General features: G+C 51.0%; 11 protein-coding genes and 2 pseudogenes. 5 read left to right on the top strand and 8 right to left on the bottom strand.

The genetic code is table 11. From position 1 onward, the window contains the following. The first annotated feature begins 161 nt into the window (after window positions 1–161). The 4 genes and pseudogenes from Q3O60_RS12765 to Q3O60_RS12750 all read left to right on the top strand — a co-directional run bounded on the left by Q3O60_RS12765 (window position 162) and on the right by Q3O60_RS12750 (window position 4,277). The gene (locus Q3O60_RS12765; protein ID WP_305894324.1) at window positions 162–584 is read left to right on the top strand and encodes a helix-turn-helix domain-containing protein; all 423 of its coding nucleotides are present in this window, start codon (window positions 162–164) and stop codon (window positions 582–584) included. Next, on the top strand, window positions 581–1,846 hold the full coding sequence (locus Q3O60_RS12760; protein WP_305894323.1) for a HipA domain-containing protein: 1,266 nt from the start codon (window positions 581–583) through the stop codon (window positions 1,844–1,846). The genes Q3O60_RS12765 and Q3O60_RS12760 overlap by 4 nt, the downstream gene beginning before the upstream one ends. Window positions 1,847–2,201: 355 nt before the next feature. After that, window positions 2,202–2,342, top strand: a pseudogene (locus Q3O60_RS12755) (glutathione S-transferase family protein); the annotation flags it as partial. Window positions 2,343–2,411: 69 nt separating this feature from the next. Then, window positions 2,412–4,277: a DUF885 domain-containing protein gene (locus tag Q3O60_RS12750; protein WP_305894322.1), complete on the top strand. Its 1,866-nt coding sequence runs from the start codon at window positions 2,412–2,414 to the stop codon at window positions 4,275–4,277. Window positions 4,278–4,341: 64 nt separating this feature from the next. Here Q3O60_RS12750 and Q3O60_RS12745 read toward each other — a convergent pair. From Q3O60_RS12745 to rlmF, 5 genes and pseudogenes are all read right to left on the bottom strand, one after another. Beyond that, a pseudogene (locus tag Q3O60_RS12745) lies at window positions 4,342–4,425 on the bottom strand (dihydrofolate reductase family protein); the annotation flags it as partial. An 80-nt stretch (window positions 4,426–4,505) separates the two neighbouring features. After that, window positions 4,506–4,934 (bottom strand): SRPBCC family protein, encoded by a 429-nt coding sequence (locus Q3O60_RS12740; protein ID WP_305894321.1) that lies wholly within the window; start codon window positions 4,932–4,934, stop codon window positions 4,506–4,508. Window positions 4,935–4,990: 56 nt separating this feature from the next. Continuing rightward, a complete protein-coding gene (locus Q3O60_RS12735) occupies window positions 4,991–5,470 on the bottom strand; it encodes an SRPBCC family protein (protein ID WP_305894320.1) in 480 nt (159 codons plus the stop codon). 1 nt (window position 5,471) lies between these two features. Beyond that, complete coding sequence (locus Q3O60_RS12730) at window positions 5,472–5,780, bottom strand: ArsR/SmtB family transcription factor (protein ID WP_305894319.1); 309 nt, start codon at window positions 5,778–5,780, stop codon at window positions 5,472–5,474. A 196-nt stretch (window positions 5,781–5,976) separates the two neighbouring features. Further along, window positions 5,977–6,879, bottom strand: coding sequence for a 23S rRNA (adenine(1618)-N(6))-methyltransferase RlmF (gene rlmF, locus Q3O60_RS12725; protein ID WP_305894318.1), 903 nt, complete (start codon window positions 6,877–6,879; stop codon window positions 5,977–5,979). A gap of 207 nt (window positions 6,880–7,086) precedes the next feature. Between rlmF and Q3O60_RS12720 the strand changes: the two genes are divergently transcribed. Beyond that, window positions 7,087–9,042, top strand: coding sequence for an extracellular catalytic domain type 1 short-chain-length polyhydroxyalkanoate depolymerase (locus Q3O60_RS12720; protein ID WP_369812671.1), 1,956 nt, complete (start codon window positions 7,087–7,089; stop codon window positions 9,040–9,042). Window positions 9,043–9,145: 103 nt separating this feature from the next. Here the strand turns inward: Q3O60_RS12720 and Q3O60_RS12715 are convergent, their stop codons facing one another. From Q3O60_RS12715 to Q3O60_RS12705, 3 genes are all read right to left on the bottom strand, one after another. Then, window positions 9,146–10,528 (bottom strand): M24 family metallopeptidase, encoded by a 1,383-nt coding sequence (locus Q3O60_RS12715; protein ID WP_305894317.1) that lies wholly within the window; start codon window positions 10,526–10,528, stop codon window positions 9,146–9,148. A 97-nt stretch (window positions 10,529–10,625) separates the two neighbouring features. Continuing rightward, a complete protein-coding gene (locus Q3O60_RS12710) occupies window positions 10,626–13,715 on the bottom strand; it encodes an efflux RND transporter permease subunit (protein WP_305894316.1) in 3,090 nt (1,029 codons plus the stop codon). Further along, window positions 13,712–14,788, bottom strand: coding sequence for an efflux RND transporter periplasmic adaptor subunit (locus tag Q3O60_RS12705; RefSeq protein ID WP_305894315.1), 1,077 nt, complete (start codon window positions 14,786–14,788; stop codon window positions 13,712–13,714). The genes Q3O60_RS12710 and Q3O60_RS12705 overlap by 4 nt, the downstream gene beginning before the upstream one ends. Window positions 14,789–14,893 lie beyond the last annotated feature (105 nt).

The following is a 14,893-nucleotide window of genomic DNA, read 5'->3' as shown; positions in this document are numbered from 1 at the left end:
CATTGATCCATCACCGTGAATTTCTAATTTATTCGAACGAATATTTTATGTCATCAAACACATTGCGCGGCAATTAACTTGTTCGTTCTGATAAATTAGACTATATTTCAGTGAGACATCACTTAATTTATCAGATCTGATATATAAAACGCTGAGGTGGTATGAAAGTTACAATCAAAAATACTGCACATATTGGCATGATCATTAAAATGGCCCGGTTAAGCCAAGATCTTGATCAATTCTCTGCCGCCAGTTTATCAGGCGTGGGTCAGTCGTTCTTAAGTCATATTGAGAATGGTAAGGAAACAGCGCAGATCGGAAAGGTGCTGGATGTTTTAACCACCCTTGGCGTACGCATTGAGTTGGCTTTGCCACTGGATGTTGATGTTGACGCATTTCGGACATTGTCTGGTTCTGGCAAAGATACAATTCGTGCTGTCATGGGGGATGCAGAGATGAAGCACACGAGTCCTGTAGGGTACAGGCCCAGACTGGAAAGAGATTCTGACATTCCGGCACCCGATGCAGATCAGGTGTTTGAGTACATGGATAAGATTAAGTCAACCAGGGTTAAGCGGCCATGAGAGCATTAGATGTTTATCTTGGCCATGACCTTCTGGGTCAGCTAATTGAAACATCTGGCATTTGGGGGTTTCAGTATGATCCCAAGTGGTTAATTCAGCGTAATGGCCTTGCCATCATTCCTGGCCTTGAGCTGATAGAAGAACCACAGCTTGATAAATCAACCACGCGACCCGTACAGTGGTTTTTTGATAACCTGCTGCCGGAAGAAGCAGCCAGAGAGTTACTTGCTAAAAGCGAGAAGATCCCGCCAGGGGATGCATTTGCATTACTGGCTGCGATAGGGCATGAATCTGCTGGTGCTTTTACATTACTTCCTCCCGGCACTGCCTTGGGTGCTGGTGGAGCCGCGCCTATTTCTCATGTTGATTTAAATGAGCGGATAAAAAAGCTGCCTAAATCGCCATTAAACAATCGGCAGAGCAAGAAGATGTCCTTGGCTGGTGCCCAACACAAAATGCTGGTGATCTTCACTGACGATGGCCAACTATTAGAGCCATCCGGCCAAATGGCCTCAACTCACATACTAAAGCCTGAGCACTCCCGCCCTGACGAGTATCCCTTTACGTGTCGCAACGAGTGGTTTGTCATGTCGCTGGCGCGACTATGTGGATTGCCAGTACCTGATGTGGCTATCATTTACGTTCCAGAGCCTGCTTATATTGTCAGACGCTTCGACAGGGTTGGTGAATACCCCGAGCAGTCACGATTGCATATGCTCGATGGATGCCAACTGCTGGAGCTGCCCTTTGTAGATAAATACAAAGCCAGCAATGCTCAAAATCTGCTAAAGCTTTGCAATAAATGCCGGCAGGTGGCCATGACCAAAATTGCGATGTTCAGATGGGTTGTATTCAATGCCATTGTTGGTAATGGTGATGCGCATTTAAAAAACTTGTCCTTTCATCTAACCGCGAACGGCATACAGTTTATGCCTCATTATGATTTACTCAGTACCATCATTTATGCAGCTGCCGGTCAACACGGTGACGAAGAGCTGTCGCAGCCGATGGGAAAGGCAACGTGTTATGGTGAACTGACTCGAGATGATGTGATCGCCTTTGCCGCTGAAATTCAAATCGCTCCCGCCTTGGCTGAGCGCGAGCTCAACAAGCTACTGGCATCCATTCCTATCCATGCTGATGCGCTTATTGAGCAGGTGTGTTCGCTTGGCGATTACAGCCAGAGCCGCCCGGGCGAGATAAGAATGTTGCGACAAATACGCAGCTTATGCATTGATGAAATGGTCAAACAGCTCAGATAGCATTATGCTCTAGCGAATATGTCGTAAATCATGACTGTTATTGAAATCAAGTTATTATTTATCTAACTGAAAGTTTGCATTTAAAATTTATAGTCTGCTTAGAAAACCAATACGACAACTAGAGTACCGTACACTTATTTACAGAACTCTGAAACTGTCGAATACCCCAACAGCTCGCCCAGGCTTCTACCCGTTGCACTGCCAGTTTTGTCGATTTCAGCCCTTGTCATTCGACTACAGAAAAACGTTTGCCGCCAATGACGCTTGTTGCCTGTTTATAACTCGCACTAATACCGGTACAAGTTAACACAATTTAACAAGATGCATCTGTCTGCTGCGTTATGCTGGGTGTCAGGTCGATCGATTGGGTGGCTTGAAACCCTACGCTGCCTGTCGTGACTATATCGAGCGGGCTACTGCTCGACCAGCGTTTTTAAAAGCCCATGCTGATCAGTTGGATTTTTTTGCGGCCGCAGACGTTGACAGGAATGCCTGATTAAAGCGTTTCGGGAAATAAGGCTGCCTATCAGAGCAGCTATGATTTCAAGATAAAAAGGAATAATTGATGAGGAAAGTGTTATTAGCATGGTGTCTTGCTAGCATCGCCGCTTTGAGTAGTGGAGTGGCTATCAGTGATGGGGTTACGGCGCCGCATGAAAAAGAGGATACGACCAGTTTTCACCAACGGCTCGATGAGTTGAGCACACTTAGCATCAATAGTGATCCGGAGCTTCGCAGCATACTGGGCATTGTTGATGACGAGATCGGGAACTTGTCGCACCAGATGACCGATGTATCACTGCCGCGCCGTGCTCAACTTCGGAATGAATGGCAGCAATTGCTAGACATTATAAATGCCTATGACCGGCAGGCTCAGGAAGGGCAGGAACGTTGGAGCCATGACTTGGCCGCTTGGTTTTACGGTGTTCAGATCGATCTACTGGCATTCGACTGGGCGCCAGCCTGGGTGCAAGTAGGTAGTTCGGTGTACGCAGTCGACCAGCTTTTTAGCATCCCGGTATCGATACCGCAGTTTATGCAGAATCATCATGCGATCACGAGCGAGAGTGATGCACAGAATTACATTACCAGGCTAGAAGCCATTGGCCAAAAGCTGGATCAGGTGCTTGATAACTTCGACATGCAGGCCGAGCACGGCGTGATCCCACCTCAAGTTGCTTTGGAGGGTGCGGCCGGTCAGATCCGTACGTTATTGGCGCCAGAAGCTGCTTCGAGCATCTTTGTTGCTGCGCTACAAAGCAAGTTGGATACGGTACCAAGTATTGAACCCGAACGCCGGCAAGCGCTATTGAATGAAGCCGAGCAAGCCGTGCGTGAGCACACCAATCCGGCCTATGCACGTTTGCTAACGCGTTTGGAGCAAACGCTTGAGAAAAACCCGCCAAATCAAGGCGTGTGGGCACTACCAGACGGTAAGGAATTTTACGACACAGCACTGCGTTGGAATACGAGCACGGATCTCGACGCTGACACCATCCATCAAATCGGCCATGACGAGGTAGCGCGCGTTGAAAAGCAAATGGATCGGCTGCTGCGTGCAGAGGGATTAAGTGAAGGCTCAGTGGGTGAGCGTGTCGTACAGCTGGCAAAAGACCCACGCTTCGCCTATGAAGATTCCGATAAAGGTCGGGCAGAGGTGATCGCCGATATCGAGGCTGCGCTTGATCGTCTTACGCCTTATATTCCCCACTATTTTAATCGGGTACCCGAGCAGGAACTACAGGTTTCACCGGTGCCGGAGCATGCCCAGGCAACTGCGCCTGGTGGGTATTACTTCCCACCAGCATTGGATGGCTCGCGGCCAGGTACTTTCTTCATTAATCTGGGAGATATCGAGTCGAACAATCGATGGAGCCTGCCAACCTTGGCCTACCATGAAGGTGCACCCGGCCATCATTTTCAAATCTCACTGGCGCAGACCCTTGATGATTTGCCCTTTCTAAGACGGATGCTAAACCCCAGTCCCTATACCGAAGGGTGGGCGCTGTATGCTGAACAACTTGTCGCCGAAATGGGCGTGTATGCCGACGATCCATTGGGCGATTTAGGTCGCTTGCAAGCCGAGATGTTTCGTTCGGTGCGCTTGGTGGTTGATACCGGTTTGCATCGCAAGCGCTGGACACCTGAGCAGGCTGAAGCCTATATGATTGAGAAAACTGGCATGAACCCACGTGATGTGCGTACTGAGATCAACCGTTATCTGGTGCAGCCGGGGCAGGCAACTTCATACAAAATTGGTCATCTAAAGATGCTGGAGCTGCGCGAGGACGCCAAAGCGCGACTGGGTGAGCGTTTCGATATTCGCGAATTCCACGACGTGGTACTGAGCAATGGCGCCTTACCATTGTTGGTGTTGGAGCAGGTGGTGGATGAATGGGTAACGGCACTTGATGCCGGGAAGGCACGGTAAACGGCTGTCGAGAATCAAACACCGGCACGTGGTAGGGCGGGTGATTGCCCTACCAACCTTGTCAGTTGAAATCAGGCCAGGGACCACGAATGGGCCCGAACATGTTGCGCCCCATCACCCAGGCGCCAATATTGGTAAACCCAAGGGCGGGGTATGGTGTATCTCCTCAGCCAGAGCACTCAGTGTTTGGTTTTGCTGATGGCTGCATCTGAAGAGATGGCAGTATTGTTAAAATTTTCTGACCTGATAATTGATGCCAGTGCCCGCTTCGCAATACTCTTTTAAGCTGAGTAAGAATATTGCCCAGTTGTAATTGCAAAAACGGTAGAAGTCGGTCAGTTCACGCCAATCGGTATGTCGTAAGGTGACCGATGTTTTGCCGCCTGTTTCATGCAGCTGAAAATGCACACTGGTACCTATCCATTCTGGATCCGAGTTCACACAAAGCCAGCTCATGCCCTGGTTTGGAGTGAGTTTGGTGATCTGCATTTTGGTGGGTGTCTCATCACCAAACCTGAATTCGTTGATGGCATCTACTTCCGCAGTAAATACCAGCTCTTGAGTCCAGATGGCGGCTAATCCGGCTTCGGTAGTCAGTGCTTGATACACCTGTGATGCTGTAGCGTTCACATACTGGATATGTTCGATGTTGACCATGCTTCCTCCATTGGGTTGAGTGGTACTTTCAGTGTGCAGTGGGTCGGCTCTAGCCCTTAACGCCAATCGGGGAAAAGCGCTGCCTGACTCTCCAGCAAAGACTTCAGGCCAGAAAGAATCACAGGCCAGCCGTTACTTATGCCTGGCAGTACTTTGCTACCGGGCTCGAACTGATCATGCGTCAGGGTAAGCTTCACCTTGCCCATGTATGGTTCAATCTCAAAGGTGACTCTGGATGGTTTTTCTGGCTGGGTCAGATCCACTCTTTCCCCCTGATAGCCCGGCATTTCGTCATCGCTGGCGGGATCAAAGGTATAAGAAAGGCGCTTGGGTGGTGCTGCCTCCAGTACCCGGCCAGACCAATCCAGAGAGCCGTTCTCTTTCAATAATTGCACCGCAGCGCCTACTTGCCAGCTCGATTCAATACCACGTTCTCCCCAGTATTGCCGGGTAAACTCGGCGCTGGTCAGTGCCTGCCAAAGCTGCTCGGGGGTCGTATCAATATAAGTTACATAGACAAATTCTGTGCTGGCCATTTTATTTATCCTCCAAAGCTTTTTTTAAGGTGGCGAGTGCTTGCAGACGCTGCGGTTCAAATTTTCCAATCCAGCGCTGATGGATTTGCTGAATCGGCTCAGGGTTCAGGTAGTGCAGTTTTTCTCTGCCTTGCCACACAATCACGACCAGATTTGCAGCCTCAAGCAAGGCTAGGTGCTTGGTCACGCCCTGACGGCTGATGGCCATGCGCTCGCAAAGCGCGCCCAACGTCTGGCCGTTTTCTTCACTAAGGCGGTCAAGCAGCTCGCGCCGGCAGGGATCAGCAAGCGCTTTGAAAATATCGTTCATATCAGTCGTCATAAATTTATTATGCAACTATTTGGTTGCATGTCAAGTGAAGATCGCCGATTCGGAGTAATTGACGCCGACAAGTGGATGATGTGATTGAACGAGTGCAAAACGAGTTACCGAAAGACTTCCCCGAGAAGGTTTCAACGCCGGTTTTCAATGGCATGCGTGAATGCAAGCATCGATTACTGATCAGCTAAAAACGCCAGGCCAGCAGGTGGCTGCTTTTCTGGCCTTGTTGCATCTTGATGGGTTTCACTTCTGTGGCACCTGCTTTGCTCGCGGTTTCGGCCAGTAGTTTCAGATGGCGTTGCTGGGAAACTAGGCTGCTAAACCAGCGGACCTGGCTGGTAAAATCGACGCTTTCTGCAATCAATCGTTTAATAAACGCCAGTTCTCCACCGGGGCACCATAGTTCGTGCTGTTGGCCGGCAAAGTTGCGTTGCTGTGGTGCCGCTGCGAGTTTCAGGTTGGTACGTTTCCGCTGGTTAGCGCTGGCGGCTTCGGCAGCCGAGCGATAAAAGGGCGGGTTACACACACTAAGATCAAAGGCATCATCTGGTTGGATCAGGCCGTGCAATAGCTTGGTGCTGTCCGCTTGTTTGCGTAGACTGATCTGGCCGCTGAGTTTCGGGTTGCTATCGATGATTAGTTGAGCTGCTTTAAGGGCGATGACATCGATATCGCTGCCGACACAGCGCCACCCATAACTTCGATTGGCAATGATGGGATAAATCAAATTGGCACCACAGCCAATATCTAACAGTTTCACTTGTTTACCCGTAGGAACGCCTGCAGGCCCAGCCAATAAATCGGCCGCATAATGAATGTAATCGGCTCGCCCTGGAATAGGCGGGCACAAATAGTCAGGCGGTAGTTGCCAGTAAGCTATCTGGTAATGGTACTTGAGCAAGGCTGCATTTAACGCCTGTACCGCTTCTGGTTCGCTAAAATTGATGGTGGGTTCGCCAGCGGGGCTGATAGTCAGATGCTTTTTCAAAGGAGCAAAGCTACTGCTGAGCTGAGCTAAATCGTAGCGGCCCTGATGCGGGTTGCGTGGGTGGAGCTGGGCTGGTGTGCTCATATCAATCACTGCCATTTCTTATGCCGCCAGTTTACGTTATTCCGGCTTTACTGGCGAGCTGCTGCTGCGCTTTTACAGCACTAAAGTACTAAATCGGAATGAACTGTTGTCTTCTATAGTGGTTAGGCATCCCAGCTTGCTACCGGGAGTCAGAGGTCGAAACAGGGAGAAGGAGCGTCGCTGAGGTGTTCACTTAAACAAAAAAGATAAGGAACAACAGACGTGAAAATTCAAACTTTTAGTCGTGTCGGCATGATGCTGACCGCGGCGATTTTTGCCGCCGCCTTGCTCAGCAAGCCAGTTGTCGCTGGTAGCTGGCAACAGAATGTAAGTGTTGGTGATTTTAATCGAGTTCATCTATATACGCCCGACAGTGTTTCCGCTATCGGCCAAGGCCGTGGCTTACTGGTTGTGTTGCATGGCTGCACTCAATCGATCGATGCATTTCTGACTGCGAATTTAACCCAGGTGGCCGAGCAATATGGCCTTGTTATCGCGGTGCCTGATGCCATGAATAAGGCAGGTTTTGGCTGCTGGTCGTACTGGCAGGGCACTAAATCACGTAGCGCTGGTGACTACAAAAACCTCATCACTCTGGCCAATAACCTGGTCGCCGATGTCAGCTACCAGATAGATCCGAATCAGGTTTATATTGCTGGGCTCTCGTCGGGTGCCGCCTTTGCCAATACTACGGCGTGTCTGGCACCGGATGTATTTGCCGGCATGGGCATTAGTGCCGGGCCGAGTATTGGCACTAGCTCTAGCGGTGCTATTGGCCCCTGCGAAACCGCCAATGTGGCCGCCCGCTGTGCTCAGTATGCTGGCAGTTACGCCAGCCACTTCGATAGCCAGATTGCCTCTATTGCGCATGGCCGCAACGATACCACGGTCAATCTGTGCTACAACGAGCAAAATGCCAATGGCATGGCCGATGTATACAATGTAAGCCAACTCAGCGGTGAAAACCTGATCAGTGATGGCAGCGGCCGTACGGCTGACGAAACGCTGTGGCAAGATGGCCGGGTATCGATGCTGTGGTTTAACAATGTTAACCATGCCTGGTCTGGTGGCCAAGGCGCTAGTGGCTCTTACATCAATAGTAACAGCATTAACTACGCAGCTTATTTGGCACAGTACTTTCAAGAAAATAACCAGCGGGTGAATCGCAACAGCCCACCTGAGCTGAGCTCTATCCATGTGAGCCAGCAAAATAGTGTCGTTACAGTGACTGGCAATGCGACCGATGTCGATGGGGATGCCATCACGGTCACCGCCGATTTTACCGACAGCGTTGGCCAGCAGCAATTGGTCAGCGCAGCGCCCGCCGCGGATGGTAGCTTTAGCCTGAACAGTCCAGTACTGGCGGATGATTGGTATCAGTTAACTGTCAGTGCCACTGACAGCGAAGGGCTAGTTAGCACCGCATACACGGAGCAACTATTGATTGGCCCTCCACCCCCTGCGACAGCACCCGAGTTATCTGATCTGGCGGTTGCTGTCGATGGTCAGTGCGCCACTGTGAGCGGCAGGGTGTTTGATCTTAATCGTGATCTGGATACGGTTACGGTTGAGTTTAGCAATGGTACCGTTAGTGCCACGGTCAATGCCGATCTATTTAGCGCAACGCAGTGTCAGTTGGCAGGTGGTGAGCAAAGCGCGTTGATTACGGCCACTGATCAAGGTGGGTTATTTAGTGCCGAACTGCTGAGCTTTACCATTGATGCTGGCCAAAACGCTACGCTGGACCAGCACATTAGCGCTGGCCGGCTGGATTACACCAACTATGCCAACTGCTATCTGGAATATGGTACAGCTAGCTTTGTGCTTAGAGAACAGGTGATTACTGGCGATCAGTGTCGTTGGCAGGACGACGATGCCAGCTGTTTTGGCCCGGCACAAAGCTGCAGTAACGTCGCACCGGATGATGGCGATGACGGTGGCCCGGGCGATGGAGACAGCGGCAATCCACCACCTCCTGCTCCTACCGACTGTGTGGCTTATACCACCAACAATTACAGCCATAAAGTCGCAGGTCGTGCTTACAGTACCGGCAACATTTACTTCCCGGACTACTTTGCTAACGGTAGTAATGCGACGATGGCAGGTTCTACCTGGGGAGTCACCACTTTGTCCTCTGATGACGGTAGTTTCTGGCAACTGGGCGCCTGCTCACAATGAGTTAGCTAGAAAATGTTGTTGTAAGTAGGTATTGTGATAAAAAATGCAGGCCAGTGCCTGCATTTTTTCATTAGACTGTCAGCGCCCCGGGTTTTGCCTGAGGCTAGCGCACCAGATGCCACTTTGTCTGGCGCCCAGCCAGATAAATGACCCGCTTACCATCAAAGTAGGCGCTTTGCTCTAGCATAATTTGAATGGTTTGGTTGTCCCACTCGGGCAATGCCTGTTTGATATTGCCTTCAATGGCGTAGGCGGTATTGGCAAACAATGGCCAGTCACCATTGATAGGCGTTGGCCCTTGGTTGTCCCACATGCCAATGGTAGGGCCCGGGGCATGGCCAAAAAAGCCAATCGGATGGGTGTAGGTGCTGCTGGTGATACCAGCTGCTTGGCTGGCGGCTATGGTTGCGGCCAGAATCTCATTGCCGGTGCGCCCGGTTTTAAACTCGGCGGTGAGGATATCTTGCCATTGGTTGCCGGTGCGAAGTGCATCCTGCAAGCCTTGGGGGGCTTCGGTTTCATCCAGTTTCAGCACATAAGCCATTTCCTGAGTATCGGTACACATTTTTAAGTAGCAAATACCGACATCGGTATGCAGCACATCGCCACGTTGAATGACGCCCTCGTTCACGCTGCAAAAGGGTTGTTCATCGGTGCAACTTTCGCCTTGGCGCTGAAAGGTGACATAGGGCATAAACCAAACCGGCAGCCCCAAGTCTTCAAAGCGCTGGCGCAGGTACCAGGCCATATCATCCGTGGTAGTAGCACCCGGCGTAATGACCCGAGAACTGAAGGCTTCTGCAATCACACCTCTGGCCAATGACACAGCATGCGCATAGGCACCAAGCTCGGCTTCGGTACGCGTTTCCAGCCAGCGCACCACCAAATTTTCGGCCGGTTGCAGCCGTTGTTGATAATGTGTGGGGAGTACCTCAAGCAAGCGTTCATGCATACTTTTGGTGAGTCCATCGGCTTCCGGCCAGTGTTTGGACACGTTAATGCCAATGCGTTGTGGATCTTTGTCGGCAATAAGTGTGGCAAGCGCCTGCCACTGCTCGTCCAAATCGCCTCCAGACCAGACCGATTCATAAGGGTCGCCAAACGGATAGGTATTGACCGATAGCTTTTCAACCTGACCATCTGCCAAACGGTTAAAAATCAACATCGTTGTACGGCGGGCAGCAAAGGCAGGCTGGGGCACCAGCGAAAAAAATACCGGATCTTCGACGTATTCACGGTTGATCACCAGCCACATATCCAGCTCAGCATCCGCCATGACCTGAGGGAGTAGGGTCGCCAAACGCTCGTTGAGCATAGCGTTTTCAGGCGCAATGCGATCCCGGTGGGGCAGCACACTGAACTGCTCGGCAGAATAAATGACACGCCCTTGCTCAGGGGCAGTGTCTGAAGCGGTGGCCGCGATGCTGAACAAGGCAGCAAGCAGTAAAGAAGCGCAGTATGTTCGGAAATTCAGTGGTGAAGCCATAGTGGTGTCCTGAGTACGAGTAGTGTGATCTAGAACTACCATATAGGCTTCATGTTGAAAATACCATCCACAACGTAAGTGCTTTGCGAAATATTCATCAGTGATCAGTCACTTGCTGCATTTCCTTTTCAAGACGCTCGCTCTCATCTGCTCTGGGTTTGACGAAACGAGCTAAACCAAGATAAAGCACAGGCGTCAGGTACAAGGTAAAGACGACGGCAATGCCTAAACCACCGAATACCACCCAGCCAATAGCGTTTCGTGCTTCTGCTCCAGCTCCGGTTGAAAGAATAAGGGGCAAAGCGCCCAGTAACGTCGATACCAGTGTCATTACGATGGGGCGCAAACGAATAGTGGCTGCTTGTTCAACCGCTTCACGGACCGAGCGGCCCCGATCACGAAGTTGATCGGCAAACTCCACCAGCAAAATCGAATTTTTTGCCAGCAAGCCAATCAGCATGACCAAGCCGATTTGTGAATAGATATTGATACTGTTCCCCGTTAGGAATAATGCGAACAGTGCCGCGGCAATACCAAAGGGGACGGTAATCATGACAACGACGGCGCTATTGATACTTTCAAACTGAGCCGCAAGTACTAAAAATACAATCACGAAGGCTAATACATAGGTCAGCAACACCTCACGAGCGGTTTCTTCATAGGCGAGCGCTTCACCCATAAAGACCAAACCAATACCGGACGGCAGTGTTTGCTGGGCAATATCGCGCAAAGCGGCAACGGCGACATCAATAGCCATATCATCCGGTAGCTCCATATCAATCTCAATGGCACGCCGTTGCGATTGTCGTTCTAGCTCTGCTGCAACCCCTTCTTCACTGATTGTGGCAAGGCTGGACAGTGGCACCAGAGTGCCATTGCGTGCGCCCACGTAGAGACTTTCCAGATCGCCAGGGTCTTGCACTTGGCTTCGATTGGCCCGCAGCATGATAGGGATAGATTGATCACCAATATTTAAATCAGCAATATCATCTCCATTAATGGCAACACGCAGCGTTGTGGCAATATCAGACAAGGGCACGCCCAAGTCTTCCGCGCGTCGGCGATCGATATTGACCCGGAGTTGAGGCTGAGTGGGTTGATAGGATATACGCGGATAGCCCAGTTCTGGCAGTTGCTCCCTTACTTCCGCAGTAAAGGCGAGAGCGGCCTCATAAATACTCTCATAGGTTGGCCCCGTCAGTGCTAGCTCAAGGCCCCCGCCTTGCCCTCTTAAATTGAGACTGTTGCTACCAAAGGCACGGCCACTTACACCAGGAATATCGCTGATAGGAGCATTAATCTCGTTAAGAATATCCTGCTGGGATTTACTTCGAACATCCCAATGCTTTAGCTGTGCGGTGACAAAGGTAAGGTTAGGATCCCATTGCCCTACCACCGTGAAGACCGAATCAATCTCACCATTCTCCACATAGGGCTGTAGGATTTCCTCCAGCTGATAGGCTTGCCGATCCATAAAATCCAGCCCTACACCATCAGGCCCTCTGGCAAAAATGCGAATGGAGCCACGGTCTTCTGGTGGCATCAGTTCATTATCAAGGTACTGGTTCAGACTAAAGGCACCGGCCGCCAGCAGCAGACTAATTCCTAATACCCACCAAGCATGGTTTAAACAAAACCTCAGGCTGACTTCATAGTGGGCCACCATGCGATCACCAAAGCGAGCCAGCATACTCTTATCTTTGTGTTTCAGGGGCAACTTAGCCGTTAAGGCTGGCACCAGCGATAAGGCAACAAACGAAGAGATAATCACCGCAATGGCCAGAGTGCCACCGAACTCTCGAAATAGCATGCCTGCCGTTGAGGGCAGAAAAGCGATCGGAATGAAGACTGCTGCAAGCACGGCCGTGGTCGCTACCACAGCAAAAAACACCTCACGAGTGCCGATCACCGCCGCGGCCCGTGCCCCTAAACCCAGGCTGCGGCGCCGCTGAATGTTCTCGGTGACAACGATGGCATCATCGACGATCAAACCAGTGGCCAGCACCAGGGCGAGTAAGGTGAGGATATTGATGGAAAACCCCAGCACCCACAATGCTGCCAATGCACCGACTAATGCCACTGGAATACTGGCTGCAGGAATGATGGTTGCCCGCCAGGATCCGATAAAGAGCCGTAGCGTTAAGATGACAAGCAGTATGGTTAATGTCAGCGAAAAGATAACTTCTCGAACAGAGCCCCGAATAAACTCAGCATCGTCTGAGGTGATATGAAAGGTCAGCTCTGGAAATCTTGCTTTCAGGCTCTCCACTTGCGCCAGTACTTCATCGGAAATTTCAATGGTATTGGAACCGGCTTGTCTCAGGATACCCATGCCAATCACCGGTCGACCATCGAGCCGAACCATATTCGATGCATCAGCTGGCCCAAGGAATACGTTGGCAATATCACTGATTCTGGTATCACCGGAAATGATAATATCTTCGACTTGTTCAGCGCTGACGGACGTCGCGTCGGCTCTTACTATAAGCTGTTGATCGGTGGATTTCAGTGAGCCAGCAGGCACATCGAAGGGGGCTTGACGCAAAGCATTGGCCACGTCGGTGACGGTGAGGTTAAAACTGGATAATCGCATGGGGTCAATATTGACCCGCATCACCCGTTGACGGGCACCACGCAGCTGAACATCGGCGACACCGGGGATATTTAAAAACAATGGTGCCAGATCGGTTTCAATGCGCTCGGTCAATTCTTCCAATTGCAAGGTATCGCTGGATATCGCAATACTGACAATGGATTGCGCATCATTGTCGGCTTTAATAATTGCTACTTGCTCAACTTCAGGGGGCAACCGCCGTTGCACACGGCTAACGGATTCACGCATTTCGTTGGCTGCAGTATCCAAATCAACATTTGGCCGAAACTCGACCACAATGCGGGTACTGCCTTCCTCACTGGAAGAGCGGATCGATTTGACACCACTGACCCGCGCTGCGGCCGCCTCTAATCGGCTGGTTACTTCAGCGTCAACGGTTTCGGGCGAGCCACCAGGAAAGCTAGCGGTGACCGTGACACGCGGTCGATCGACATTGGGTAGCTCGCGAACTTCTAAGCCATTAAGAGCGGCAATGCCTGCGATGATAATCAACAGGTTCATCACTACAATAAGTACCGGCCGGCGGATCGCCAGCGAGGGTAAATCAGAGATGTTTTGGTTCTTTAGGCTCATGGCTTACCCGCCGCTGGTTGCCCTTGCCTAAGCGCATGCCCTACAGGGATGGCTTCTGGGTTACGAATAGCCACTGCTTGTTGTGGCCGAATGGTTTGAACGCCCTCAACCACGATCAGGTCATCACTGGCCAGGTTTGCCTCCACCAACAACTCGCCGCGGCGACGCTGTTGTATTTCTACATCGACTCGTTCTGCGTTGCCATCTGTTACACGCCAGACAAAGGCGCCTTCGGCACCCCACATTAGAGCCGCCTCTGGGATTACCGCGTAAAACTCACCCTGAACCTGAAGCCGGACCCGGAAACTCATACCGGGCCGATACTGATCGTCGCTGTTGTCCAGCAAAGCACGTACTCGAATTGTACGCGTACTGGCATCCACCCTGGAATCGATATCCGCAATGCGTAGCTCAAGCACTTCATTACTGTTTTGCCAAGGGGATGCATGGATAAAGTTATTGTTTTGCAGCAGTGAAAGGGCAGTTTCAGGCGCCTGGAAATCAACATACAACTGCTCCCTTGCATCAATAGTTGTCACCACCGTTGTCTGGCTGATACGGTCGCCTGACTCAATATCGGTAATACCAACCACACCCGTAAAGGGTGCGCGTACAAAGCGATCTTCCAAATTGGTTTTCGCATCCTGCAACTGGACTGCCGCTAAATCTCTCAGTGTAATGGCATCATCCAAATCACGCTGTGCAATAGCATCATTCTCACGACTGGTCCGCAATCGTTCAACGGTTCTTTCATGATCAGCCAGCTCAATTTCGGCGCGGCGTAGGGCGCTTTGTTGCCGTCTACTATCCAGCTCCAGCAACACCTGACCCTGCTCAACACGTTGGCCAGCTTTAAACTGGACAGAGGTTACCAAATCCGCCACGGCAGGGTAGATCACCACAGAGTTCATGGCCTCCGTATTGCCTACCGCTTCCACCCGCTGCGTTCTGGCATCAAAGTTGACCGGAGCAACCAGAACCTGAGCAGCGCGGCTTGCGCCGGGCTGCTGAGAATAAGCGGCAGCTGCAACAACACATAATACGGCACTGAGCAGATATTTGACGAAACCCATGAATACTTCCTGTGTAACTGATTTTTTGAACATGGTACAAGTACACTTGAAAAGCGCTATGTGATCAATGCAAAGCCATCAATCGACTTCTGCTTGCGATTAGTG

It is taken from the genome of Alkalimonas collagenimarina, assembly GCF_030717845.1.
Classification (GTDB): Bacteria; Pseudomonadota; Gammaproteobacteria; order Enterobacterales; family Alteromonadaceae; genus Alkalimonas; species Alkalimonas collagenimarina.
This window is presented reverse-complemented; position numbering and strand designations above follow the sequence as displayed.